This is a genomic window from Streptomyces panacea (assembly GCF_040560175.1).
Lineage (GTDB): Bacteria > Actinomycetota > Actinomycetes > Streptomycetales > Streptomycetaceae > Streptomyces > Streptomyces panacea.
On the sequence record NZ_JARJHW010000051.1, the window covers coordinates 1 to 25,345 of the forward strand.

Below are 25,345 nucleotides of genomic sequence, written 5' to 3' on the forward strand. Positions count from 1 at the left end.
CTCCTGGCTGCGCGAGCACTCCGAACTCGGCGTCGGCCTCATGCTCCTCATCCTCGGGGTCCTCGTCCTCACCGACGCCCTGACCATGGACGTCGACATCACCCAGCGCGGCCCGGTCGGCCCCAAGACCGTGCCGATCGTCGTCGGCATCGGTCTGCTCGTCGTCGCCGTCCTGCTCAGCCTCGACGTCCTGCGCGGCGGCCGGGGCGAGGCGGAGGGCGGCGAGGACATCGACCTGACCGAACCGAGCGACTGGCGCACCGTGCTGCTGCTCGCCGGTGTCTTCCTCGGCAACGCCGTACTCATCGGCCCCCTCGGCTTCCCCATATCCGGGGCGCTGCTCTTCTGGGGCTCCGCGTACGCGCTCGGCAGCCGCCATCTCCACCGTGACCCGCTCATCGCCGCGGGCCTCTCCCTCTTCACCTACTTCATCTTCAACAACCTGCTCGGCGTCCCCCTCCCCGGTGGCCCGCTGATGGGAGTGATCTAGACCATGGACTCCCTCAACTCCCTGATCGACGGCTTCGGTACGGCGCTCACGCCGATCAATCTGCTCTGGGCCGCGATCGGCGTGCTGCTCGGCACCGCGATCGGCGTGCTGCCCGGCATCGGCCCGGCCATGGCCGTCGCCCTGCTGCTGCCCGTCACCTACGGCCTGGAGCCCACCGGCGCGTTCATCATGTTCGCCGGCATCTACTACGGCGCGATGTTCGGCGGCTCCACCACCTCGATCCTGCTCAACACCCCCGGTGAGAGCGCGGCGGTGGTCGCCGCCATCGAGGGCAACCCGATGGCCAAGGCCGGACGCGGCGCGCAAGCGCTCGCCGCGGCGGCGGGCGGTCACTTCGTCGGCGGCATGATCGGCACGATCCTGCTGGTCCTCCTCGCCCCGACCGTCGCCTCGCTCGCCGTCGACATCGGCGCGCCGGACTACTTCGCGATCATGGTGCTGGCGTTCATCGCCGTCACCTCGGTCCTCGGCTCGTCCCGCATCCGCGGACTCGCCTCGCTGCTCATCGGCCTCACCATCGGCCTCGTCGGCCTGGACCAGATGACCGGCCAGCAGCGCCTCACCTTCGGCACGCTCCAGCTCGCGGACGGCATCGACGTCGTGATCGTCGCCGTCGGTCTCTTCGCGATCGGCGAGGCCCTGTGGGTCGCCGCGCACCTGCGGCGCTCCTCGGGCGAGCCGGTCCCGGTCGGCCGCCCGTGGCTGGGCAAGGACGACGTACGGCGCACCTGGAAGCCGTGGCTGCGCGGCCCGCTCATCGGCTTCCCCTTCGGCGCGATCCCGGCCGGCGGCGCGGAGATCCCGACGTTCCTCAGTTACGTCACCGAGAAGCGACTGTCCAAGCACAAGAAGGAGTTCGGCAAGGGCGCCATCGAGGGCGTCGCCGGACCGGAGTCGGCCGCGTCCGCGTCGGCCGCCGGAACGCTCGTGTCGATGCTGACCCTCGGACTGCCGACCACCGCGGTCGCCGCCGTGATGCTGGCCGCGTTCCAGCAGTACGGCATCCAGCCCGGACCGCTGCTGTTCGAGCGGGAGTCGGAGCTGGTGTGGGGCCTGATCGCCTCGCTGTTCGTCGGCATGGTGCTGCTGCTGGCACTGAATCTGCCGCTCGCTCCCGTGTGGGTGAAGCTGCTGCGCATCCCGCGCCCCTACCTCTACGCGGGCATCCTCTTCTTCGCGGCCGTCGGCGCGTACGCGGTCGGCGGAGAGGCGCTCGACCTGGTGATCCTGCTGATCATCGGCCTGATCGGGTTCGGCATGCGGCGCTACGGACTGCCGGTGCTGCCGGCCGTCATCGGTGTCATCCTCGGCCCGGCCGCCGAACAGCAGATGCGCAGGGCGCTCCAGATCAGCGACGGAAGCGTCTCCGGCCTGGTCGACACGCCCTTCTCGGTGACCGTCTACGCCGTGATCGTGCTGATCGTCTGCTGGCCGCTGGTGCGCAAGCTGGTGCTGGGCCGCCGGAAGCAGGACGAGGAGCCCAAGGTCTCGGTGTAGTACGCCTGTCGGGCCGCGTCCGTCCCCTCCTCCCCCGGGGAACGGCCGCGGCCCTTCCGGCGATCGGGGACGAACCGGCACCTCCCCGCCCGTGACCGAGCGCCCGCCCCAGCCCACTGTCAGTGGTGGATGGGACGATCCTCGTATGACCTCGATCGACTGGGACGACGCCGCAGACTCCTTCGACGAGGAGCCCGACCACGGGCTGCTCGATCCGTCCGTGCGCAAGGCGTGGGCCGCCAGGCTCGCCGGCTGGCTGCCACCCGAGCCGTCCAGGGTGCTGGACCTCGGCTGCGGCACCGGCAGCCTCGCCCTGCTCGCCACCGAGCAGGGCCATCGCGTCACCGCCGTCGACCTCTCGCCGCGCATGGTCGGACTCGCCAGGGCCAAGCTGTCGGGCACGGACACGGAGGTGCTGGTCGGCGACGCGGCCAGACCGCCCGTGGGGGAGCGGACGTTCGACGTGATCATGGCCCGTCATGTGCTCTGGCTGCTGCCCGATCCGGACCGGGCCCTGACCCACTGGCTGTCGCTGCTGCGACCCGGCGGGCGCCTGCTGCTGATCGAGGGCGTCTGGGCCGGCGCCGGACTCCCGGCCACCCGCGTCACGATGTCCGTCGCCCCGCTCGTCGAGCGCGTCCGGCACGAACGCCTCTCGGCCGACGCCGCGCTCTGGGGCCGCGCCGTCGACGACGAGCGGTACGCGTTGATCGCCCACGCCGCCCGCAGCCGCCGCCACACCGAAGTGGTCGACGTCCATCTGATCCTGCGCAGGGGCGACGAGGTGCTGCTCGCCCGCCGGTCCGGCACGGGTTACGGGGACGACCTGCTGAACGCGCCGGCGGGCCATGTCGAGGACGGCGAGGACGTCCGCGCCGCGATGATCCGCGAGGCGGCCGAGGAGATCGGCGCCGCACTGGACCCCGAGGACCTGCGTACGGCTCTGGTCATGCACCACCGCGGCCCCGGCGGACGCCCGCGCACAGGCTGGTTCTTCGAGGTGCGCCACGACGTGGAGCAGGCGTCCTGGGAGCCGTACAACCGGGAGCCGGAGAAGTGCTCGGGCCTCTCCTGGCACCCGCTCTCCGCGCTGCCGGACGACATGGTCGCGTACTGCCGCGCGGGCCTGGAGGCGTACCGGGCGGGGGAGCGCTTCGTCGTCCACTGGCACGAGGACGCCGACCCGATCGCCCACGACCCGCACGGCGTATCGCGCGCGGTCCCGCTGGCCAGGACCGAGCGGGGCGCTACGACGGGCCGGGCCGACCCAGCAGGGTCGTGAACGCGCCGCCGCGCACGAGGAGTTCGAGCTCGTCCAGCGCGCGGCGCGCCGCGTCGGCCGCCACCGGGTCCCGGTCGGCGAGGCCGCTCTCCTCGAACTCGTCCTCGTCGAGCCGCAGGACCGTCCCGCCGTCGGCCGACGCCCAGAGGTCGAGGTCCAGGTCCTCGACCAGCAGCTCGTACCGGAGTTCGCCCGGCCCGCGGCCGTGCACGACCGCCGGCCGGGTCACGTCGCAGTACCAGCCCTTGAGCGTGCCGTCGCCCGTACGGACCTCCTTCACCGCGTACCACCGGTCGCGCCAGTAGTGCTCGGTGAAGACGTCGCCGGGCTCGAAGCGCACGAAGCCGAAGTCCCGTACGCCGGGGGCCGCCCAGGGCGCGCGCACCACCAGGTGTGAGCCGTCGTCGGCGACCAGGGTGGCGGGGTAACGGATCTTCGTACGGCCCGCCTTGACGAGACGCACCTCCACCTGGACCCCGCCGGCGGTGCCCGGCCCGGCGTCAGGTGAGCTCGCGGACATGGCGTACCTCCGAGGCGCAGATCTCGTAGCCGAACCAGGTGTTGACCGCCAGCATCGGCTCGTTGCGCGCGTCGTTGTTGGTGAACGCGTCCCGGTAGCCGGCGGCGCGGGCGCGGCGCAGGGAGTCGACCTTGGCGGCCTTGGCCAGACCCCGGCCGCGGTGCTCGCGCAGCGTGCCCGTCATGGCCGACAGATAGGTGGTGGCTCCGTCCGTGTGCGCCGCGGCGAAGGCCGCGATCCGGCCGTCGGGTGCCACCACGAGGGTGCTGAGGCCGTGGTCGAGGCAGGGATGGCGCCAGGTGTGATTCAGCCAGTCCTCGTAGTCGTCGAAGTCCGTGCCGATGTCGCTCGGTTCGTCCGACGTGGCCTCGGCGTCGGCCTCGAACACGGACCGGGGGTTGTCGGCGAAGTCCGCCGCGGTCGCCGCCGTGAAACCGGCGGGCAGCTCCGGGGGCTCGGGCAGCGCCGCACCCGTCAGATCGAGCCGCTGGAAGTGCGCGGTACGCAGCGGCGAGTAGCCCCGGCGCTCGGCGAAGGCGCGGCCCGCCGGGACATCGCTGACCCAGGTGAAGAGGGTGGTCGCGCCCTCGGCGGCCAGATGCTCCTCGGCGGTCCGCAGGATCGCCGATCCGACGCCCTTGCCCGTGTGGTCGGGGTGCACATGGGGGTTGACCCGGGCGACACCCGGTTCGGAGCTGTCGTGCACGAGCCCGACATGCGAGGTGCCGACGACCTCCCCGTCGTACTCGGCGACCAGCATCCGGTACTTCGACGCCGGGTTGGCGCTCCGCACGGCGAAGTGCAGGGCCGCCTCGGTCGTCACCGCGTACGGCTCGGTGGCACGCCGGATACGGACGACGGCGGCGGCGTCATCGGGGCGGAAGTCACGAACGATCACTGTCATGAGGCGGCACGCTACGCGGGCCCGCGGCCCGAACGCCTCTCATTTTCCCGTCCCGGGACGCGGGGTGCGCGCACGGGGGCCGAACGCGGGAGATGGGGGACAATCAGCGGTGTGACCTTGAGAATCGCCATCGACGACGACGCGGCCGCCGCCCCGTACGAGCAGCTGCGCACCCAGATCTCCGAACTGGCGCGCTCGGGCGCGCTGCCCGTGGGGCACAAGCTCCCGACGGTACGGGGCTTCGCCGAGGAACTCGGCCTGGCGGCGAACACCGTGGCCAAGGCCTATCGCGCGCTGGAGTCGGACGGGGTGATCGAGACGCGCGGCAGGAACGGCACGTTCGTCGCGGCGGCGGGTGACGCGGCCGACCGCAAGGCGGCGGCCGCGGCCCAGGAGTACGCGGAGCAGGCGAGGCGGCTCGGCCTGGCTCGCGCGCGGGCGCTGTCGCTGGCCGAGGACGCGGTGCGGGCGGCGTACTCGCGCTGAGGTGCCACCGACCCGGCGCGCGCGATCATCTCGCCAGCCGGCCCAGCAGCGACGACGCCGCGGTGATGCCCACGAGCGCCGCGAAGACCAGCACCCCGAAATCCAGCAGGAGATGGGACGGGGTGCCGAGCAGCAGTCCGCGCAACGCGTCCACCTGGTAGCTGAGTGGGTTGAGCTTGCTGACCACTTGGAGCCAGCCGGGCATGATCGCCACCGGATAGAGCGCGTTCGAGGCGAAGAAGAGCGGCATGGTGATGGCCTGGCCGATGCCCATCAGCCGGTCCCGGGTCAGGACGATGCCCGCGATCGTGATCGACAGGCACGAGAAGAAGGCCGAGCCGAGGATCACCACGACCGCGACTCCGAGCAGTTTCAGCGGATTCCAGGTCAGCCCCACCCCCAGGGCGGCGGCGATGACGATCACGACGACGGCCTGGATCAGCGCCTTCACCCCGGAGGCGAAGGCCTTGCCGCTGATCAGCGCGGATCTGGGGGTCGGGGTGACCAGGAGTTTGGTCAGAATGCCCGCGTCCCGCTCCCAGATGATCATGATGCCGTAGAAGATCGCGATGAACATCGCGGACTGGGCGATGATCCCGGGCGCGAGGAAGTCGATGTACGGGATGCCGCCGGTGGGGATGGCCTTGATGTGAGTGAAGGTCTCGCCGAAGATCAGCAGCCAGAGGGCGGGCTGGATGGCCCGGGTGTACAGCTCGGTGCGGTCGTGGCGCAGCTTCTGGAGTTCGACCACGCACATGGCGAGGACTCGGGCGGGCAGTACCCGCCGGCCCGTTCGCGGCGCCGGTGGTACGAGCAGCAGATCGAACCGGTCCGGAACGACGGCCTCAACCGAGTCGGGACGCCGTCCTGCGGGTGCTCCTGACATCGCTGTAGTCACCTCCTTCGTCGTCCAGGCCCGTGCCGACCACCTCGCGGAAGACGTCCTCCAGGGTCGGCGTGCCGTTCCCGATCGCCTCGCCGGACTCGGCGGCGGCGGTCCGGCGGCGGTCGCGCAGCTCCGTCCGCAGTTCGTCGGGGGTGCCGAGCGCGTGGATCCGGCCGCGGTGCATCAGCCCGACCCGGTCGCAGTACTGCTCGGCCTCGTCCATGTAGTGCGTGGTCACCAGCACGGTCATGCCCGTGGCCCGCCGCACGGCGTTGATGTGGTCCCAGACGCTGCTCCGGGCGATCGGGTCGAGACCGATCGTCGGCTCGTCCAGCATCAGCAGCCGGGGCGCGCTGACCAGTGCCTGCGCGAGTTCCAGGCGGCGGATCATGCCGCCGGAGTAGGTCTTGGCCATCCGGTCGGCGGCGCCGGTGAGATCGACGACGTCCAGGGCCTGGGCGACACGGGCGGCACGCTCGCGGCGCGGGACGTCGAAGACGCGGGCGAACAGGGTCACGTTCTCGCGGCCCGTCAGCGTGGCGTCGGCGGACAACTGCTGCGGTACGTACCCGAGCAGGCGCCGTACCGCCATCTTCTCCTTGGCGGCGTCGTGCCCGAACACCTTCACCATGTCCGCGGGGACCGGCAGCAGCGTCGTGACGCAGCGGATCGCGGTCGTCTTGCCGGCGCCGTTGGGACCCAGCAGTCCGAAGATCTCGCCGGTGCGGACGGACAGGTCGAGGCTGTCGACTGCCTTGGTGTCACCGAAGGAGTAGTCCAGCCCGCGGCAGCTGACGGCCTCGGCGGCGGGCTCGTCAGCGGGTGCGGCGGCGGCCTCGGTGGTCGGCTCGTCGGTGCCGTCGGTGCCGTCGGTGCCGTCGGTCGAGGGGGCGGGTCCGTCCGTCATGCGCCCTCCACCTCCTCGTGCAGATTCCGGGCGAGCCTGCGCAGCGCCGGAAGGGCCCCGGCCAGGGCCGAGCGTTCCTCGTCGGTCAGCCGGGCCACCTGTTCGCGCACCAGCGCGGAGCGCCGTGCCTCCCAGTCGGCCAGCCGCGAGATGGCCGCGGGGGTCGGCATCAACAGGACGGCCCTGCCGTCTGCGGGATCGGTGCCGCGACGCAGATATCCGGCGCGGCTGAGCTGATTGACGAGGGTGGAGACCGAGTTCCCGGCGAGATACAGCTCCCTCGCCGCCCCCGACACCCGGATTCCCGGGTGGGCCGCGACCAGCCGCAGCAGATCGACCTGCGCGCCCCGCAGCGGTGGGACCGTCAGACCGGCCCGCAGGCGCCGCCGGATCGTGCGCTGCACTCCTGCCAGCACATCGGCGAGGGAGTCGGGGAGTGAATCGGGGAACTCGACCGAAGTCATGCCCCCATTTTAGCTCTGACTGGGAGGAATCCACCAAAAGGGATGTTCGGGGCGGGTCGCCTACAGGTACAGCCCCGCGTCCGCGCCCTTCGACTGGCCCGGGACCGACGTCGGGCCGCTGCCCCGGCGCAGCGCGAACAGCTCGGCCAGCGTCGCGCCCTCACGGCCCACCGCGCCCTCCCAGTCGCCCTCCTCCCGGCTCAGCCAGCTCTCCGCCTCCGGGCGGGTCAGCGAGCCGACCTCGATACGGGCCAGACAGCGGCCGGGCCGGACGACCGCCGGGTGCAGCCGCTCCAGGTCCTCGTTGGTCGTCACGCCCACCAGGACGTTCCGGCCCTGGCCGAGCAGCCCGTCGGTCAGGTTCAGCAGCCGGGAGAGCGCCTGGCCGGCCGTGTGCTTGGCCTCGCCGCGGATCAGTTCGTCGCAGTCCTCCAGGAGCAGCAGCCGCCAGCGGCCCTTCGCCGAGCCCTCGTCCTCGCCGATCGCGATGTCCATCAGATAGCCGACGTCGTTGAACAGCCGCTCCGGGTCCAGGACGCAGTCGACCTGACACCAGTCACGCCAGGACCGGGCCAGCGTCCGCAGCGCCGACGTCTTCCCGGTGCCGGGCGGGCCGTGCAACAGGAGCAGCCGCCCCGCGATGTCGTCCGGTGTCACCTTCATCAGCCGGTCCATCGCGTCGGCCACCGGCGCCGTGTAGTTGGCCCTGACCTCGTCCCAGGTGCCGGCCGCGATCTGCCGGGTCGTCCGGTGCGGGCCGCGGCGCGGTGACACGTACCAGAACCCCATGGTGACGTTCTCCGGGACGGGCTCGGGCTCGTCCTGCGCGCCGTCGGTCGCCTGGGCGTGCACCTTCTCGGCGAGATCGGAGGTGGTCGCGGTCACCGTGACGTCCGCGCCCCGGTTCCAGCGGGAGATCAGCAGCGTCCAGCCGTCGCCCTCGGCCAGCGTGGCGCTGCGGTCGTCGTCCCGGGCCGAGCGCAGCACCGTGGCGCCCGGCGGCAGCAGGGAGACACCGGACTTGACGCGGTCGATGGACGAACTGTGCGAGTGCGGCTGCTCGCCCGTCGCGAAACGGCCGAGGAAAAGCGCGTCGACCACATCCGACGGCGAGTCGCTGTCGTCGACGTTGAGCCGAATCGGCAGGGCGTCCTGAGGGTTGGCAGACATGCGGCCCATGATCCGGCACGGGCGTCCCCGACGCACGGTGTTTTGCCCGGGGACGCCCCACTCGCGCGCCTCGGCGCCCGCCGTTCCTCACCCCTCGCCGATCCTCCGCGCGGCCCGGCGTGCGCCCCGCACCAGCGCGTACGCCTTCGTCAGCGCACGGTCGGCGGCGAAGACACGGCCGAGGGAACGGCCGTCGAGCAGGCGCTCGAACTCGTCGATGTCCGTGGAGCGCCGCACCGTGAGCCGTCTCAGTGCGTACGGGCCCTGGGCCCGGCGGGCCGGGGTGTTGCCCACGGCCAGTGACTGCGTGAAACCGGCCGCCCGGACCGCGCGGCGTACGCGGCGGGTGGAGTAGCCGTACGGGTACGCGAACGAGACCGGAGCCGCGCCCAGTTCGGCGGTGACGATCTCCCGGCAGCGTGCCGCCTCGTAGCGCAGCCGGCCGTCGTCCACCTGGTCCAGCTGCGGGTGCGTATGGCTGTGGCCGCCGATCTCCACGCCCGCGGCGGCCAGTTGGCGCACCTGGTCCCAGTCGAGCATCGTGTCGAGGGCGCCGCCCTCGTCGTACGGGCCGCGCAGCCACCCCGTGGAGACGAACAGGGTGGCCGCGAAGCCGTGTCGGGCCAACGCCGGCAGGGCGTACCGGTGCACGCCCTCGTAACCGTCGTCGAACGTGATCAGCACCGGCCGCGCCGGCAGCCGCCCCGCGCCCCGCCAGACGGCGGCCAGCGCCGCCGTCGTCAGCGGCGTGAACCCCCGCTCGCCCAGCAGCGCCAGCTGCTGGGCGAACGCGTCGGGCGACACGGACAGGGCGCGCACCGACGGGGCCGGCCGGTGCGCGAGCGCGTGGTACATCAGGATCGGTACGGGCTCCCGCGCGCCCGTACTCATGCCGACACCGACGTGGCGGGCGTGATCGGGCCGGACGAGAACGTCGGCGCGCCCCGGCGCGCGCGGGCGCTGCCCACCAGATAACCGGCCGTCGTCGTCAGCACCCCGGCCACGATCGCACCGGCCCGCCCGGCGCCGCCGCGCCCGCGCACCGCGTCGCGCAGCCCGCGCGCCACCCCCGCGGGCAGCACCCGCGTGGCGTAGCGCCGCTCGGACTCAAGTCCCTTGCCCGTGCCGACACTTCGCGCCACCAGGGCCTTCGAGAGCCCTTCGGCGTAGGCGCGGGTGCGGAAATACCCGAACCGCGTACGCGCCGGGGGCACCTTGTGGTGGATCACCGCGCGGTCGTCGATCAGCAGCACCGCGTGCGGCAGCGCGTTGCTGAGTCTGATGCACAGCTCCGTCTCCTCGCAGCCCAGCGGACGCTTGTCGCCGTCCCGGCCGATGCCGGTCGCGAAGCCCCCGGCGGAGTCGAACGCGGTACGGCGGAAGGAGGCGTTGCCGCCCAGGACGTTGCGGACCCGCACCTTGCCGGGCGGCAGCCCCCGGTACGTACAGCCGACGACCCAGTCGAACTCCTCCGGGAACCAGGCCGGCCGGCCCCCGGACGACCACGCGGGCAGCGTCCTGCCGCCGACGGCCATCACCCGGGGATCGCCGTAACCCGCCGCGAGGTACCGCAGCCAGTCGCGCTCGGCGACGGCGTCGTCGTCCAGGAAGGCCACGAACTCCCCGCGTGCGGCGGCGATTCCGGTGTTGCGGCCGGCCGAGAGCCCGCGGGGGCCCGCGTTGGCGAGCACCCGCACCTCCCCGCCGTCCGCCGGTGACAGGGAGGCGTACCGCGCGCGGAGCCGGTCCAGCAGCGCCTCGTTGTGGTCGACCACGAGCAGCGTCTCCGTGGCCGGCATCGACTGACCGCGTACGGAGTCGACGGCGGCGAGGATGTCCTCCCAGCGCTCCTCCGTGTAGGCGCAGACGACCACGGAGAACGAGCGGTGGAGGTGACGGTCGATCAAGACACCTCTCCCTGGCTCGCGACGGTCCCCGCGAGGCCCGTCCGGACGGTGAGCGGGAGCGGGAGCGGCCGGGGGAGCGCCGGCCGGACGCCGCGCGGCCGGCGCCGCGCCGCCCTCGGGACGCCCTTCTCCTTGAGGATGACCCTCAGGACCCGCAGTCCGTCGCGTACGGCCCGGAGATTGCTCACGCCATGGATCCGGTCGTACTCGTGGCTCGGGATCTCCTGCACCTTCAGACCGGCCTTGACGACCCTGATGTTCATCAGGGTCTCGACCTCGAACCCGGTGCAGTCGAGCGTGATCCGGTCCAGGCAGTGCCGCCAGAAGGCGTTGTAGCCGTAGCAGAGGTCGGTGTAGCGGGCGCCGAACTTGGCGTTCACGACCGAGCAGAGCACATGGTTGCCGAGCTTGCGGATCGGCGTCATGTCGTCCGTACCGCCGCCGTTGGCGAACCGCGACCCCTTGGCGAAGTCGGCGCCCGAGACGAGGGCCGACACGTAACTGACGATCTCGTGGCCGTCGGCCGAGCCGTCCGCGTCGATCATCACGATGATGTCGCCGGTGCAGGCGGCGAAGCCGCTGATCAGGGCGTCGCCCTTGCCCTTGCCGCGCTGTTCCACGACCTTGACGTCCGGCCACAGCTCCCGCGCGACACGGACCGTGCCGTCGGTGGAGTTCCCGTCCACCAGGACGACTTCATGGATCCAGTCGGGCAGTGTCTTGAAGACGTACGGCAGATTCTCCGCCTCGTTCATCGCCGGGATCACGACGCTCACCGGCGGCGCGATCGCGAGATGAGAGGAGACCGGCCGATAGCGGCCGGCGGTGTGCCGGTCGTCGAGCCTCTGGTCGTCGAGTGTTCGGTCATCGAGTAGGTGGTCTTCGAGCAGTCGGTCGCCGAGCTTCTGGCCGTCCAGCCCTTTGTCGTCGAGCAGTTGGCCGTCGAGCAGTTGGCCGTCGAGAACGTCGGCGGAAAACGACACGCCTAACGGATCTTCGCCCGGGGTCGCCGGGCGCAGGAATGAGCTCACGAGATCTTTCCCTCTCCACCGGTGGACCGCCCGCCCCCGGGCGGTCCGGATGATGTGCCGGTTCGAAAGGGGGGTTCTCACCCTGTACGTGACAGGTGGATCTCCTTGCCTGTCAGGTGAGTTGACGAGTTGCGAGCGCCGCGCGGCACCCCCCTACCGCGCCCCGCGCCGGGAGCCGTCGCGACGTCCGAGCCCTCCCCTGAAGTCGCTCTCCATGACGGACCGATGCGGGTGGATGTCCGAAGGTATTGATACTTACGACTGTATGGCAAGGGCTGAGACATGACCGTGCCTATTTGCTATTTGGCCTTACTTCGACGGTGGTTTCCGGAACCTCCGTGTTCGGATTTACTCGATCCGTTACACGACGCGTCCCCGTTCGGACCAGTTCGAGCGGTATACGCGCGTCCATCAGCAAGTTGTCACCGGATCTACTTGGCATGCGCACTTCCAGTGAAGTGCTGTGCCTGGTACGAACGTTGAGGCAGAGATCCTGCTCAATGGAGGTTCCATGAAGCTGTCCAGATTCGCCGCGTTCTCGTCCACGCTCCTGCTCGGCGCCGTCCTCGCGTTCACCGGCGCGGGCCAGGCCCAGGCGGCCGAGGCCGCGGCACTCGACTACGTCGCTCTCGGCGACTCCTACTCCTCCGGTCTGGGAGCCGGGCCGTACGACAGCGCCAGCGGCAACTGCAAGCGCAGCAGCAAGGCCTACCCGTCCCTCTGGGCCGCCGCCAACTCACCCTCGTCGTTCGCCTTCGCCGCCTGCTCGGGCGCTCGTACGGGTGATGTGACCGGAAGTCAGCTCGGCCCGGTGAACTCCGGGACCGACCTCGTCAGCCTCACCGTCGGCGGCAACGACGCCGGCTTCGCCGACGTCATGACCACCTGTGTCCTCCAGTCCGAGGCCAGCTGTGTGGCGCGCGTGAACACCGCGCGCGCCTACGTCGACAACACGCTGCCCGGTCAACTGGACACCGTCTACAACGCGATCAGCGCCAAGGCACCGGCGGCCGAGGTCGTCATCATCGGCTACCCCCGCTTCTACCAGCTCAACGGCACGTGCGTGGTGGGCCTGACCGAGGTCGAGCGCAGGGCCATCAACGGTGCCGCCGACCACCTCAACACCCTGCTCGCCAAGCGCGCCGCCGACCACGGCTACCGCTTCGCGGACGTCACCGGCCCCTTCACCGGTCACGAGATCTGCTCGCCGTCGACCTGGCTGCACAGCGTCACCTTCCCGATCGGTGAGTCCTACCACCCCACGGCCCAGGGCCAGTCGGGTGGTTATCTGCCGGCCTTCTCTTCGGCCGTCTGACCCAATCGCGGATCGTACGAACTGACCGCCTGACAGGCGCCCGTCCGTCCGTCCTCCGGGGCGGGCGGGCGGGAATCGACGTTCGACCCCAGTGAACTTGTCGGTGCTCGATTGTCCAACTCGCCCTGGAATGCCATGGATTCACCGGGCCGACTGCCATCCCCCGACGGGTGCTGTCAACCCCAGAGGCGGGATACACGTGTGTCCCATGGGGGCGATAGGGTTAACCTGCCCGAGCCGGGTGCCCTCGTACGGGTGGGGAGTGACATGGAACAGATAACGATGCACAGCAGGGCGCGAGTCCCTGCCATCACATGTGGGAGCAGCGCGACCAGTTCACGGCTGGACCGTCATCTGTCGGTGCTGGGCGGCCCCGCCGTCCCGCAGCGCGAGACGGCCGAGGCCACGATGCTGATGCGGGAGTTGACCTCGCGGGACGAGGTACGGACCCGCAAGAGCAAGAGCGCGCGTGTCTCCCTGTTCGCACCGCTGCGGCGGTTGCGACGGTCCCTCTTCGGCAGCCGCCGCTGACCTGAGCCGGTCGGCGGTTCGCCGGCCCCCGGACAGCGCTCGGACGATCACACCGTCCCGACGCAGCGCCGCTCTCCGCTCGCCCGTCACTCCCAGGGCTCGCGGCGGTGCGTCGGTGTGCTCGCCGAGTGCCGGGACTGTCCCCCAGCGGTGCCCCGTCTCACCACCCGGCAAGGTGAACCGGCGGCAAACGGCAACGGACAGTGGCGATCGGCGGCCCGTGGCCGCACAGCTCGCGTACGGCGGCGGCGACCGCGCCCGATCGGATTCCACTCGGTGACCGCCCGGAGCGGGCCCGGCAGTCCCTCCGTGGGGCTGTACGCGTTCGAGAGCAGCGGCCGGACGAAGGCGCCGAGCGCGCCCGGCGCAGCTCCCTCGATCCGCCGGCACCACCGCCGGACCCGCCGGCACCAGCGGCACCATGCCGACCGCCGTGGTGAGCAGGTCCGCCACTGTCCGGCCCAGCGGTACGGCGACCCGGCTCATCGGCATCGTGCGGAACCGGTCCGCCACGGCTCAGATCAGGGCGAACTGGCCGTCCGGGCCCTCCTCGTGGTGGTCGAGCACGGAGGCGGGCCGGCGGGCCCCGTGCGGTACCGGCAGCACACCGGCGGCCCGCAGCTCGTCGGCGCCGATCACCGGCCCGTCGTCCAGCGCCTCGCGCAACTCCCGCTGCCGGGGCCGCACTCCGGCGAGCAGCGCGAGCACGGTGATCAGCTCCAGCAGCTCCGAGGTCCACTCCTGCGGCCAGGCGCGCGGGCCGATCGCCTCCAGGGTGCCCGGCTCCGGGAGCGCGGCGCGCCGCTCGAACCAGAGCTCGATCATCCGGACGCCGCCGACCTGGAAGTCCCACGCCCCGGCCGGCACGGGTGAGATCCGGCCGTCACCTATGTGGAGCGTCTCGTCCGCGGAGTCGTAAACGATCGTCGTGGGCCGGGCGGGGACCGCGGCGCGTACGTACGGGCGCCGGCCACCCGGCAGCCGATGGCGCTCCCCGCCCCGCGCGCCGCGCAGTTGGACGCCGGTCAGCAGGGCGCCGAGGGCCAACCCGGTGGCCCACAGGTCCGGGTCGGCGGTCAGCGGCACCACGCAGCCGCGCGGCGAGGGCCGGGCCGCCGCGACCGCCCAGTCGAGCAACTGGCGCGGGGTGACCTCGCGTCCGAGGCGCGCGGTGAGCGATTCCATGAGGCCGGGCGTCACATTCGGTTCCGCGCCGCCCGGCCGCCGGAAGAGGGGCCGGATCCGGCCGGGCCGTCCGGCGGGGGAGCGGCCGTCCGGCAGCAGGGCGCTCACCAGCAGCGCCGGACCCTCGGCGCCGGGGACGAACCCCTGCTCCACGGCGAAGAGCTGACGCTCGTCGGCGACCCGCCACAGCTCCGGCCTGGCCGCGTCGATCAGCCGGTGGTCGGGGATCAGATACCGCTCGTCGAACGGGCCGTGCCCCACCCGCAGCGGCGTCGGGCACCGTCCGGACTCCCGCGCGAACCTTCCCGTGCCGGTGAGCTGCCCCGGCAGCGCGGCGACCGCGCTCAGCGGCGTACGGGAGCGGGTCGGCCGGAACAGCGACTCGCGCTCGGCTCCCGTGGCCCGTATCAGCGTGTCCCAGCGCGCGGTGAGCGAGGCGGCGTCGGGGGCCAGGATCCAGCCGCGTCCGAGCCGCAGCGGCGCCACCGACCAGGGCATGAGGTCGCTCAGCAGCGGGGCCGACATCGGGGCCGTCATACGGGCACACCCCTCCCGGTCCGTCGCGTGCCGTCGGCGAAAGCGTACCGACCGGGCCCGTCGGCCGGTCCCTCAGCCCGTGTCGCGTCAGTCCGTCTCCATCGTGACCGAGAAGGAGAAGCGGTCGCCCCGATAGCGGATCCTGGCCACGTCCACGACCTGGCCGTCCGCGTCGTAGGTGACACCCGTGTAGTGCAGGATCGGGCTGAGCAGCGGCACTTGGAGCAGGTCGGCCGTGGCCGGGTCGGCGAGCGTGGCCTCCACCGTGTCAGTGATCCGGCCGATCTTCACCCCCAGCACGTCGCGCAGCACCTTGGTCATCGGCCAGCGCTCCAGATCGCCCGGATCGAGACGGTCCGCGACCTCCGTGCGCAGGGCGTTCTCGGCCCAGTTGGTCGGCTCACCGCTCTCGCCGTCGCGGCGCAGCCGTCGGTAGAGGGCCACCTCGTCGACGGCCGGGAAGTACTCGGCCAGTTCGCCGGGCACCGGCGCCCGGCCGTGGCCGATCACCGTCGTCCGCTCGCCCGACTGCTGGGCCACCACGGCGTCGACGGAGCCGAGCAGCCGGCGGGGCGCCCCGCGCCGCGCGCCCGGTTCGATGAATGTGCCGCGCCGCCGGTGCCTGCTGATCAGGCCCTCCTGCTCCAGCTCCTTCAGAGCCTGACGCATCGTCAGAACGCTGACGCCGTAGTGCCCCGCCAACTGCTCCTCCGTAGGAAGGCGAAGCGGATCGTGCGGGCGCCGGCCGAGTATGGAGGCACGCAGCGACTGCGAGACCTGGTACCAGAGCGGCAGCTTGCGGTTGAGGACCAGCGAATCGGGTGCGAATGCGGTCACGGCGGGCTCCGGGTCAGGGTCTGTCGGTGGGGGCCGCTCCGGAACTGGGCCTGAAGTGGCGCTCCAGACCCTGCCACACGCCGTCGTAGCCCGTCTGGAGGTGCCCGGCCGTCGCCGCCTGGGTGGTGGCGGTCACCGGCCAGCGCGTCTCGAACATGAACGCCAGACCGTCGTCGATCCGCTGCGGCCTCAGCTCGGCGGCACTGGCCCGGTCGAATGTCTGCCGGTCGGGGCCGTGCGCCGACATCATGTTGTGCAGCGAACCGCCGCCGGGCACGAAGCCTTCCGCCTTCGCGTCGTACGCGCCCTCGATCAGACCCATGTACTCGCTCATCACGTTGCGGTGGAAGTACGGCGGCCGGAAGGTGTTCTCGCCGACCAGCCAGCGCGGCGCGAAGACGACGAAGTCGACCCCCGCCAGGCCCGGGGTGTCGGACGGCGAGGTCAGCACCGTGAAGATCGACGGATCGGGGTGGTCGTAGCTGATGGTGCCGATCACATTGAACCGGCGCAGGTCGTAGACGTACGGCAGATGATTGCCGTGCCAGGCGACGACATCGAGCGGGGAGTGGTCGTACGTCGCGGTCCACAGATTCCCGCAGAACTTGTTGACCACCTCGGTCGGGCGCTCGACGTCCTCGTACGCGGCGACGGGAGCGAGGAAGTCCCGCGCGTTCGCCAGCCCGTTGGCGCCGATCGGGCCGAGGTCGGGGAGGACGAAGGGGCGGCCGTAGTTCTCGCAGACGTATCCGCGCGCCGTCTCGTCCAGCGGCTCGACCCGGAAGCGCACGCCGCGCGGGATCAGCGCGATCTCGCCGGGACGCGCGGCGAGCAGGCCGAACTCCGTGACGAGCAGCAGCCCGCCCCGCTCGGGGACGATCAGCAGCTCACCGTCGGAGTCGCTGAACACCCGGTCGGTCATGGGGGAGTTGGCGTGGTAGAGGTGCACGGCCATGCCGGTGCGCTGCGCGGCGTCGCCGTTGCCCCCGAGCGTCCAGAGGCCGGCCAGGAAGTCCGTGCCGGGCGCGGGGGCCGGCAGCGGGTTCCAGCGCAACCGGTTGGGGTCGGGCACGGCCTCGGTGAACGGCGCGCCGCGCAGGGTGCCGTTGCCGGTCCGGGTGAACGGCGGGTGCGCCGCCGACGGGCGGATCCGGTAGAGCCAGGAACGGCGGTTGTGCGCGCGGGGCTCGGTGAAGGCGCTGCCGCTCAACTGCTCCGCGTACAGGCCGAGCGGGGCTCTCTGCGGCGAGTTGCGCCCCACGGGCAGGGCGCCGGGCACGGCCTCCGAGCTGTGCTCGTTGCCGAAGCCGGTGGCGTACGCCAGGCCCTCGGCGGTCTTCCTGGCCCGCTCGATACCGCTCATCGTCGCTCCCCGTGTCGCCGGACCTGTCGCCGGACATGCCGCAGGTCCTGTCGCTGTGCTGCCGATCGGTGAATCCTATGCTCCACCGTAGGATTCCAGCGGTGGCGCGTCAACGGGGACAGGCACGCGGGATCACGTTGTCCGAAAGAGACGCCTGTACGAACAGAAGTACGGTCGCGCGGTCTCGAAGAGCGGCCCGCCGCGAGGGAGACTCGAAGGGCCGCAACCACCGCACATCTCGCCGAAGGGTGGGTCAGCCCGTGTACGGAGTCAGCGCCGGCACCCACGACGGCCTCCGCAGGGTCCCCGTGCAGCGGCGCAGCGCGGCACGCCTCGCCCGGATCCTCGACGCGTGCGCCGAACTCCTCGACGAGACCGGCTACGAGGAGCTGTCCACCCGCGCCGTCGCCACCAGGGCGGGCGTGCCCATCGGCTCGGTCTACCGCTTCTTCGGCAACAAGCGCGCCATGGCCGACGCGCTCGCCCGGCGCAATCTGGACAGCTACGCCGGACGCGTCGAGCGCCGGCTCGCCGCGATCCCGGCCGCCGACTGGCGGGCGGCGATCGACGCGGTGCTGGACGAGTACCTCGCCATGAAGCGCACCGTGCCCGGCTTCGGTCCGGTCGACTTCGGCGCCAGGATCCCGGTGGGCCCGCCCGGTCCGGTCCTGGCCCCGACCGCCGACGGTGCGCCGGTGCCCGATGCCAACCACCGTGTCGCGGACCGCCTCACCGCGCTGCTCGCCGCGCATCTGCGCCGCGCCCCGGACCAGGTGCTGTGCCGGATGGTCCTGGTCGCGGTCGAGGCGGCGGACGCGCTGTTCCAGCTCGCCTTCCGTACGAATGCGTCGGGCGATCCGGACATCATCGCCGAGACGCGGGAACTGGTCCGCGCGTATCTGGCGCGGACCCTGGACTGACGGCCGGTCACGGGCGTACGGCCTCCGGACGTGAGACTTCCCGGCGTACGGCGTATGGCGTACGGCCTCCGGACGCGGGAACTCCGGCATGCGGCCCCCGGACGTGAGACCTCCGGCGTACGGCCTCCGGACGTACGGCCGCCCGGCGTACGGAATCGGCCGGCCCCTTCCCTCATCCGTACCGGTCGGTATGCTCGGCGTGAGCCCGTGCGTCATCGCCGCCGCAGTCCCTGGAGGACCCATGCCGCCCACCGGCCCCGCCCGCACCGCCCTGCGCGTCTGCCCCCTCTGCGAGGCCACCTGCGGACTGACCCTCACCATCGAGGGAACCACGGTCACCGGCGCGCGCGGCGACCGCGACGATGTGTTCAGCAAGGGCTTCATCTGCCCCAAGGGAGCCTCCTTCGGAGAGCTGGACGCCGACCCCGACCGGCTGCGCACTCCCCTGATCCGGGTGAACGGCGAGCTGAGGGAGGGGAGTTGGGACGAGGCGTTCGATCTGATCGCCGCCCGGCTGCGCCCGCTGATCGAGGAGCACGGACCGCGGTCCGTCGGCGTCGTCCTCGGCAACCCCAACGTCCACACCATGGCCGGCGCCCTCTACCCGCCCGTCCTGCTGGGCATCCTCCGCACCCGCAACCTCTTCACCGCCTCCACCCTCGACCAGATGCCCAAACACGTCTCGTCAGGTCTGCTCTTCGGCGACGCCCTCGCGATCCCCGTGCCCGACCTGGACCGCACCGACCATCTGCTGCTCCTGGGCGCCAACCCGCTGGACTCCAACGGCAGTCTCTGCACCGCGCCCGACTTCCCCGGCAAGCTCAAAGCCCTGCGCCGGCGCGGCGGCACCCTCACGGTCGTCGACCCGCGCCGTACCCGCACCGCGCGCCTCGCCGACCGGCACCTCGCCATCCGGCCGGGCACCGACGCCCTGCTGCTCGCCGCCCTCGTCCATGTCCTGTTCGAGGAGCGCCTCACCGACCCCGGCGCCCTCACCGGCCACCTCGAAGGAGTCGACGAACTTTCATCGGCGGTAAAGGAGTTCACGCCCGACGCCGTCGCGGCGGCCTGCGACCTGGACGCCGAGGAGATCCGTACCCTCGCGCGCGAACTCGCCGCGGCGCCCACCGCCGCCGTCTACGGACGCATCGGAAGCTGCACCGTCGAGTACGGCACGCTCGCCAGCTGGCTCATCGACGTCCTGAACGCCCTCACCGGGAATCTCGACCGGCCGGGCGGCGCCCTCTTCCCGCTCTCCGCCACCGACCGCGCGCCCCGTCCCGCGGCCCCCGGCAAGGGATTCACCCTCGGCCGCTGGGCCAGCAGGGTCGGCGGCCACCCGGAGGCCAAGGGCGAACTGCCCATCGCTGTCCTCGCCGAGGAGATCGAGACGCCCGGCGACGGGCGGATCCGCGCGGTGATCGCCCTCGCGGCCAACCCGGTGCTCTCCGCGCCCGACGGCAGCCGGCTCGACCGGGCGCTGGACGCCCTGGACTTCATGGTCAGCGTCGACCCGTACCTCAACGAGACGTCGCGGCACGCGGACGTCGTACTGCCCCCGCCGCCGCCCTCCCAAAGCGCCCACTTCGACTTCGCCTTCAACGGCTTCGCCGTACGCAACCAGGTCCGTTACAGCCCGCCCGCCGTCCCCCTGGCGGCGGGGCTGATGGACGAGTGCGAGATCCTGGCGCGGCTGGTGCTGGTGCTGGCGGTGGGCGGGACGCACGGGGCGGATCCGTCGGCCGTGGACGACCAGGTGATCGACCGCACGCTCGGCCAGGCGGTCGCCGACCCGCTGTCGCCCGTGCACGGACGCGACGTGAAAGAGCTGGCCGCCGCGCTCACCGGGGCCGGCGGCCCCGAGCGGCGGCTCGACCTGATGCTGCGCCTGGGCCCGTACGGCGACGGCTTCGGCGCCGACCCGGCGGGCCTCACCCTCGCCAGGCTCGCCGACCGGCCGCACGGTATCGACCTCGGACCGCTGACGCCCCGGATCCCCGGACTGCTCAAGACCCGCAGCGGGCGCGTCGAACTGCTCCCCGCGCCGATCGCCGCCGACCTGCCCCGGCTGCGCGCGGCGCTCACCGACGTCCCCGCGTCCCTGGTGCTCGTCGGGCGCCGCCATCTGCGCTCCAACAACAGCTGGATGCACAACGTGCCGACGCTCAACGGCGGTTCGAACCGCTGCACGGTCCAGGTCCATCCCACCGACGCCGCGCGGCTCGGCCTCGCGGACGGCGGCGCGGCGCGTATCACCACGGAGGCGGGCGAGATCACGATCCCCGTGGAGATCACCGACACCGTCCGGGCGGGGGTCGTGAGCGTGCCGCACGGCTGGGGGCACGACCGTCCCGGCACGCGGATGGCGGTGGCCCACGCGCGGCCGGGCGTCAACGTCAACCAACTGCTCGACGGAAGCCGGCGCGACCCGCTGTCGGGGACGTCCGTCCTCAACGGTTTTCCGGTCGAGCTGGCCCCCGCCTGATCAGCCCCCTTCGTGACCTGGGGTTTTGCGCGTATTGCTCGCGTGTCAACATCTTGTTAACGCGAGCGAACGGCACCTAACGTCATCCGCACCGCCGATCCGGGTGGGAGTTCAACGGTGAACGTGAGGTACCCCACATGCTGACAATCCTCGGATTCGTCATGATCGCCACATTCCTGGTGCTGATCATGACGAAGAAGATGTCCCCGATCGCGGCGCTCGTGCTGATCCCCGCGCTGTTCTGCGTCCTGGTCGGCCAGGGCGCGAACCTGGGGGACTACGTCATCGAGGGAGTCGGCGAACTGGCGCCGACCGCTGCGATGCTGATGTTCGCCATCGTCTACTTCGGCGTGATGATCGACGTCGGTCTCTTCGACCCGATCGTGCGGGGCATCCTGCGCTTCTGCCAGGCCGACCCGATGCGCATCGTGGTCGGTACGGCCCTGCTGGCGGCGATCGTCTCGCTGGACGGCGACGGCTCGACCACCTTCATGATCACCGTCTCGGCGATGTATCCGCTCTACAAGCGGCTGAAGATGAGCCTGGTCATACTGACCGGTGTCGCCGCCACGGCCAACGGCGTCATGAACACCCTTCCCTGGGGCGGGCCCACCGCGCGGGCGGCCACCGCGCTGAAGGTGGACGCCACCGACATCTTCGTCCCGATGATCCCCGCGCTCGCCGTCGGACTGCTCGCCGTCTTCGTACTGGCCTACGTCCTGGGGCTGCGCGAGCGCAAGCGTCTGGGCATGCTCACGCTGGACGAGGTGCTGGAGCCGGCGACCGAGACGGTGCTGGTCGAGGCCGGAGGCGGCAGCGGCGGCAAGGAAGCCGGGCGGACCCGCACCGGCGGCGGCGCCGACGGAGCCGGTACCTCGGGTGACAAGGGCCCCGACGCCCAAGAGGCCGCGGACGACGACGACTTCCAGGGCCTGGACCCCAACCGCTCGACCCTGCGCCCCCGTCTCTACTGGTTCAACGCCGGACTCACCCTCGTCCTGCTCACCGCGATGATCCTGCAGATCATGCCCATCCCGGTCCTCTTCCTGCTCGGCGCCGCACTCGCCCTCACCGTCAACTTCCCCTCCATGACCGACCAGCGGGCCCGGATCGCCGCCCACGCCGACAACGTGCTGAACGTCGCCGGCATGGTCTTCGCGGCAGCCGTCTTCACCGGCGTCCTGACCGGCACCGGTATGGTCGAGCACATGGCTGACTGGCTGGTGGGCGCCGTTCCCGAGGGCATGGGCCCCCACATGGGAATCGTCGCCGGCGTGCTGAGCCTGCCCCTCACGTACTTCATGTCGAACGACGGCTTCTACTTCGGTGTCCTGCCCGTCCTCGCCGAGGCCGGCGCCGCGCACGGCGTCTCCCCGCTGGAGGTGGCCCGCGCCTCGATCGTCGGCCAGCCGCTGCACATGTCGAGCCCGCTCGTCCCCGCCGTGTACGTCCTCGTCGGCATGGCCAAGGTCGAATTCGGCGACCACACCAGGTTCACCGTCAAGTGGGCCGTGCTCACCTCGCTCGTCGTCCTCGCCGCCGCGATCCTCTTCGGCACCATCTGATGCCGGCGGGGGACCGACGCTGGCTGCTCCGCCTCGTCATCGCCTTCGCCTTCTCCCAGGCCGCCGTGTCGATGGCACGGCCCGCCGTCTCCTACCGGGCCCTCGCGCTCGGCGCCGACGAGCGGGCGGTCGGCGTCATCGCCGGTGTGTACGCGCTGCTGCCGCTGTTCGCCGCCGTACCGCTGGGGCGCAGGACCGACCGGGGGCGCTGCGTTCCGCTCCTCGCCGTCGGCGCCGTGCTCATCGGCGTGGGCTGCGGCCTCAGCGGTACGGCCGGGTCCCTGGCCGCGCTCGCCGCCTGGAGCGGAGTGATGGGCCTCGGCCATCTCTGCTTCGTCATCGGCGCGCAGTCCATCGTCGCCCGCCGCAGCCCACCGGCCGAACAGGACCGTAACTTCGGGCACTTCACCATCGGCGCGTCGCTCGGCCAGCTCGTCGGACCGGTCGCCGCCGGACTGCTGGTCTCCGGCCACGACGGGGCCATGGGGCGTACAAGCGCGCTGGCCCTGGTCGTCTCGGCCGGGGTCGCGGCCGTCTCCCTCACCTGCCTGCGGCGGATCGAGGCGCCGACCGCGCCGGTCGCCGGGCCGGACGGGAAGGCCGGGCCGGACGGGAAGGCCGGGCCGGACGGGAAGGGCGGGCCGAGCGGGAAGGCCAAGCGGAGCGGGAAGGCCGCGCGGAGCGCGAGAGTCGGGCCGGCCAGGCCCGGCAAGGTGTCCGTGTGGCGCATCCTGCGCACCCGTGGCGTCCCCAGCGGCATCGTCGTCAGCCTCGCCGTGCTCTCGACGACGGACATCCTCATCGCCTACCTGCCGGTCATCGGCGAGGACCGCGGCATCTCCCCGACGACGATCGGTGTGCTGCTGAGCCTGCGGGCCGCCGCCGCCATCGCCTGCCGCCTGGTGATGACGCCGATGATCCAGCGGGTGGGGCGTACGGTCCTGCTCACCGTCTCCTGTCTGCTCGGCGGGCTGCTGTGCGCGGGGATCGCGCTGCCCGTGCCGGTGTGGGGGCTGGCCCTGATGCTCGTCGCGCTCGGTTTCTGCCTCGGCGTCGGCCAGCCGCTGTCGATGACGACCGTCGTCCGGGCGGCGCCCGAGGAAGCCCGCTCCACCGCCCTCGCGCTCAGGCTCACCGGCAACCGCCTCGGACAGGTCGCCGCTCCCGCGTCCGCCGGGCTCGTCGCCGGAGTCGCGGGCACGGGCGCGCCGTTCATGATGCTCGGGGTGCTGCTGCTGGGCGCGGCGGGCCTCGGTGCCCGGAGCACTCCGCGCGATCCGGCACCGGCCCCACCGGCTTCCGTGACCCCGGCTCCCGCTGTGGCGAGGGTCGCTGAGGAACCGCCCGTATCCGCCCAGGAGCGCCGCGACCACCGCTGAGCCCGAATCGGCCCCCGAACGACAGGTCCTACGACTCCTGTCCGGACCCCGCCCCCCGCATCTGCCGTACGCCTCCGCCGTGTATCGCCCCAGGTGCCACCTCTGACGCCGCAAGTCATTCCCTGACCCCGCTCAGTCGGCTAACTTCAGGCTCCGCAGGTGCTCAACCTCACCTTCCGGGCGGAATCCTCATGACTCGCGCCATCTCTCTGCACAGTGTCAGCAAGGTGTACGGACGGACCACACGCGCCGTCGACCGGCTGTCCCTGGACATCGACCCCGGTGAATTCGTCGTGCTGCTCGGTCCCTCGGGCTGCGGCAAGTCCACCGTGCTGCGCATGATCGCCGGTCTGGAGGACGTCACCGAGGGGGAGTTGCTGCTCGACAGCGTGCGCTCCAACCTGATGCCGCCCCGCGAGCGCGGCATGGCGATGGTCTTCCAGAACTTCGCGCTCTACCCGAGCATGACCAACCGCGACAACATCGGTTTCCCCCTGCGCCTGGAGAAGCCCCGGCAGGACAGCTCCGAACGCATCGAGGCCACCGCCCGGATGCTCGGCATCGAGAACGTCCTGGACCGCTACCCCAGCCAGCTCTCCGGCGGCGAGCGGCAGCGTGTCGCGATGGGCCGCGCCATCTCGCGGCGCCCCTCGGCGTTCCTCATGGACGAGCCGCTGTCGAACCTGGACGCCAAGCTCCGCAACCATCTGCGGGCCGAAATAGCCCAGCTGACGGCCGAGTTGGGCGTCACGACCGTCTATGTGACCCACGATCAGGCGGAGGCGATGTCACTCGGCGACCGCGTCGCCGTGATGCGCGGCGGCGTGCTCCAGCAGGTCAGTTCGCCACGCGAGGTGTACGGGCTGCCGCGGAACGTCTTCGTCGCCGCCTTCATCGGCACCCCGCGCATCAATCTGCTCCAGGCCGTCGTCTACGCGCCCCTCGAAGGCCGGATGTCGATCGACCTCGGCCGCCAGCGCCTGCCGCTGCCCGAACCGCTCAGCCCCGACCACCAGTTGCTGCGGATCCAGCAGGGCCGGCAGATCATCGTCGGACTGCGCTCCGAGGCGGCGCGCATCGCCCCGCCGAGCCAGGCACGCCCCGGCGAGGTGCCGCTGAGCGGCATCGTCGAGCACATGGAGTACCAGGGCCACGAGGCGCTGGTCCATCTCAACACCGGTTCGCGGCCCGCCGTGGTGCCCGACCTGGAGTCGGCCCGCCCGAGGACGGCCCCGCGCCGCCGCCGCGCCGGACCGGGCGTCCTGGAGCGGCTGCGGGAGCGGGCCGCCGCGCATGTCCCCGGCCGGATCCCCGCCCATGTCTCGGGTCCCGTCGTGGTGCTGGACGACCCCGAGCCGGAGCCCGCCGCCACGTACACCGCGGACCGCCCCGCGATCACGGCGAGCGATCTCGTCGTACGGACCGGGCCCGACACGCGGCTGCGTACGGGGGCGCAGGTGCCGCTCCTGGTCGACCTGGCGCACCTCTACGTCTTCGACGACTACGGGCGGCGGATCTGTCCCGCGCCCATGGACATGCCCGGCCTCGACAGGTGACACAGGGGATGTGACATTCGGGACTCCCGGGGTCCCTGGCGCCGGAAAACTAACACCGCTAGTTTGAGGTGTGGCGACGCCGAACCGCGGCCGCACGCGGCAGTCCC

23 protein-coding genes and 1 pseudogene are annotated in these 25,345 nt (G+C 71.8%); 11 read left to right on the forward strand and 13 right to left on the reverse strand.

Features of this window, described 5'->3' with window-relative positions:
• From P3L51_RS14915 to P3L51_RS14925, 3 genes are all read left to right on the forward strand, one after another.
• A partial coding sequence (locus P3L51_RS14915) for a tripartite tricarboxylate transporter TctB family protein (protein ID WP_354605685.1) occupies nt 1–490 on the forward strand: 490 nt, incomplete at its 5' end.
• Between the two features lie 3 nt (nt 491–493).
• The gene (locus P3L51_RS14920) at nt 494–2,008 is read left to right on the forward strand and encodes a tripartite tricarboxylate transporter permease (RefSeq protein ID WP_354605686.1); all 1,515 of its coding nucleotides are present in this window, start codon (nt 494–496) and stop codon (nt 2,006–2,008) included.
• A 145-nt stretch (nt 2,009–2,153) separates the two neighbouring features.
• On the forward strand, nt 2,154–3,290 hold the full coding sequence (locus tag P3L51_RS14925; RefSeq protein ID WP_354605687.1) for a methyltransferase domain-containing protein: 1,137 nt from the start codon (nt 2,154–2,156) through the stop codon (nt 3,288–3,290).
• On the opposite strand, the gene P3L51_RS14930 is transcribed toward P3L51_RS14925, so the two are convergent.
• Nucleotides 3,256–3,810 carry a ribonuclease FAU-1 family protein gene (locus P3L51_RS14930; protein WP_354605688.1) on the reverse strand — a complete coding sequence of 185 codons (555 nt, stop codon included), beginning with the start codon at nt 3,808–3,810 and terminating at the stop codon, nt 3,256–3,258. The genes P3L51_RS14925 and P3L51_RS14930 overlap by 35 nt on opposite strands.
• The gene (locus tag P3L51_RS14935) at nt 3,791–4,714 is read right to left on the reverse strand and encodes a GNAT family N-acetyltransferase (RefSeq protein ID WP_354605689.1); all 924 of its coding nucleotides are present in this window, start codon (nt 4,712–4,714) and stop codon (nt 3,791–3,793) included. Before P3L51_RS14935 ends, P3L51_RS14930 begins: the two co-directional genes overlap by 20 nt.
• 111 nt (nt 4,715–4,825) lie before the next feature.
• On the opposite strand from P3L51_RS14935, the gene P3L51_RS14940 reads away from it, so the two are divergent.
• On the forward strand, nt 4,826–5,200 hold the full coding sequence (locus tag P3L51_RS14940; protein ID WP_354605690.1) for a GntR family transcriptional regulator: 375 nt from the start codon (nt 4,826–4,828) through the stop codon (nt 5,198–5,200).
• 25 nt (nt 5,201–5,225) lie between these two features.
• Here P3L51_RS14940 and P3L51_RS14945 read toward each other — a convergent pair whose 3' ends face one another.
• From P3L51_RS14945 to P3L51_RS14975, 7 genes are all read right to left on the reverse strand, one after another.
• Entirely contained in the window at nt 5,226–6,086 is an 861-nt protein-coding gene (locus tag P3L51_RS14945) for an ABC transporter permease (RefSeq protein ID WP_354605691.1), read from the reverse strand.
• The gene (locus P3L51_RS14950; RefSeq protein ID WP_354605692.1) at nt 6,046–6,993 is read right to left on the reverse strand and encodes an ABC transporter ATP-binding protein; all 948 of its coding nucleotides are present in this window, start codon (nt 6,991–6,993) and stop codon (nt 6,046–6,048) included. The genes P3L51_RS14945 and P3L51_RS14950 overlap by 41 nt, the downstream gene beginning before the upstream one ends.
• A complete protein-coding gene (locus tag P3L51_RS14955; protein WP_354605693.1) occupies nt 6,990–7,457 on the reverse strand; it encodes a MarR family winged helix-turn-helix transcriptional regulator in 468 nt (155 codons plus the stop codon). The genes P3L51_RS14950 and P3L51_RS14955 overlap by 4 nt, the downstream gene beginning before the upstream one ends.
• Before the next feature lie 60 nt (nt 7,458–7,517).
• The gene (locus P3L51_RS14960; protein ID WP_354605694.1) at nt 7,518–8,627 is read right to left on the reverse strand and encodes a DUF5925 domain-containing protein; all 1,110 of its coding nucleotides are present in this window, start codon (nt 8,625–8,627) and stop codon (nt 7,518–7,520) included.
• A gap of 87 nt (nt 8,628–8,714) precedes the next feature.
• Entirely contained in the window at nt 8,715–9,518 is an 804-nt protein-coding gene (locus P3L51_RS14965) for a polysaccharide deacetylase family protein (RefSeq protein WP_354605695.1), read from the reverse strand.
• Nucleotides 9,515–10,534, reverse strand: coding sequence for a glycosyltransferase family 2 protein (locus tag P3L51_RS14970; RefSeq protein ID WP_354605696.1), 1,020 nt, complete (start codon nt 10,532–10,534; stop codon nt 9,515–9,517). Before P3L51_RS14970 ends, P3L51_RS14965 begins: the two co-directional genes overlap by 4 nt.
• Nucleotides 10,531–11,424: a glycosyltransferase family 2 protein gene (locus tag P3L51_RS14975; RefSeq protein ID WP_435594449.1), complete on the reverse strand. Its 894-nt coding sequence runs from the start codon at nt 11,422–11,424 to the stop codon at nt 10,531–10,533. Before P3L51_RS14975 ends, P3L51_RS14970 begins: the two co-directional genes overlap by 4 nt.
• A gap of 652 nt (nt 11,425–12,076) precedes the next feature.
• On the opposite strand from P3L51_RS14975, the gene P3L51_RS14980 reads away from it, so the two are divergent.
• Together P3L51_RS14980 and P3L51_RS14985 are read left to right on the forward strand one after the other, a co-directional pair.
• Nucleotides 12,077–12,880, forward strand: coding sequence for an SGNH/GDSL hydrolase family protein (locus tag P3L51_RS14980; RefSeq protein WP_354605698.1), 804 nt, complete (start codon nt 12,077–12,079; stop codon nt 12,878–12,880).
• A gap of 267 nt (nt 12,881–13,147) precedes the next feature.
• Complete coding sequence (locus P3L51_RS14985) at nt 13,148–13,411, forward strand: hypothetical protein (RefSeq protein WP_354605699.1); 264 nt, start codon at nt 13,148–13,150, stop codon at nt 13,409–13,411.
• Nucleotides 13,412–13,625: 214 nt separating this feature from the next.
• Here the strand turns inward: P3L51_RS14985 and P3L51_RS14995 are convergent.
• The 4 genes and pseudogenes from P3L51_RS14995 to hmgA all read right to left on the reverse strand — a co-directional run.
• Nucleotides 13,626–13,924 (reverse strand): annotated as a pseudogene (locus tag P3L51_RS14995) (ABC transporter permease); the annotation flags it as partial.
• A 3-nt stretch (nt 13,925–13,927) separates the two neighbouring features.
• On the reverse strand, nt 13,928–15,133 hold the full coding sequence (locus tag P3L51_RS15000) for a type ISP restriction/modification enzyme (RefSeq protein WP_354605700.1): 1,206 nt from the start codon (nt 15,131–15,133) through the stop codon (nt 13,928–13,930).
• 87 nt (nt 15,134–15,220) lie between these two features.
• On the reverse strand, nt 15,221–15,970 hold the full coding sequence (locus P3L51_RS15005) for a GntR family transcriptional regulator (protein ID WP_354605701.1): 750 nt from the start codon (nt 15,968–15,970) through the stop codon (nt 15,221–15,223).
• A 13-nt stretch (nt 15,971–15,983) separates the two neighbouring features.
• Nucleotides 15,984–17,333 (reverse strand): homogentisate 1,2-dioxygenase, encoded by a 1,350-nt coding sequence (gene hmgA / locus P3L51_RS15010; protein ID WP_354605702.1) that lies wholly within the window; start codon nt 17,331–17,333, stop codon nt 15,984–15,986.
• A gap of 260 nt (nt 17,334–17,593) precedes the next feature.
• Between hmgA and P3L51_RS15015 the strand changes: the two genes are divergently transcribed.
• The 5 genes from P3L51_RS15015 to P3L51_RS15035 all read left to right on the forward strand — a co-directional run bounded on the left by P3L51_RS15015 (nt 17,594) and on the right by P3L51_RS15035 (nt 25,238).
• Nucleotides 17,594–18,253, forward strand: a complete 660-nt coding sequence (locus P3L51_RS15015; protein WP_354605703.1) for a TetR/AcrR family transcriptional regulator — start codon at nt 17,594–17,596, stop codon at nt 18,251–18,253.
• 241 nt (nt 18,254–18,494) lie between these two features.
• On the forward strand, nt 18,495–20,738 hold the full coding sequence (locus tag P3L51_RS15020; protein WP_354605704.1) for a molybdopterin oxidoreductase family protein: 2,244 nt from the start codon (nt 18,495–18,497) through the stop codon (nt 20,736–20,738).
• Nucleotides 20,739–20,875: 137 nt separating this feature from the next.
• On the forward strand, nt 20,876–22,303 hold the full coding sequence (locus P3L51_RS15025) for a CitMHS family transporter (protein ID WP_354605705.1): 1,428 nt from the start codon (nt 20,876–20,878) through the stop codon (nt 22,301–22,303).
• On the forward strand, nt 22,303–23,682 hold the full coding sequence (locus tag P3L51_RS15030) for an MFS transporter (protein ID WP_354605706.1): 1,380 nt from the start codon (nt 22,303–22,305) through the stop codon (nt 23,680–23,682). The genes P3L51_RS15025 and P3L51_RS15030 overlap by 1 nt, the downstream gene beginning before the upstream one ends.
• 191 nt (nt 23,683–23,873) lie before the next feature.
• Entirely contained in the window at nt 23,874–25,238 is a 1,365-nt protein-coding gene (locus tag P3L51_RS15035) for an ABC transporter ATP-binding protein (RefSeq protein ID WP_354605707.1), read from the forward strand.
• Nucleotides 25,239–25,345: the final 107 nt, after the last annotated feature.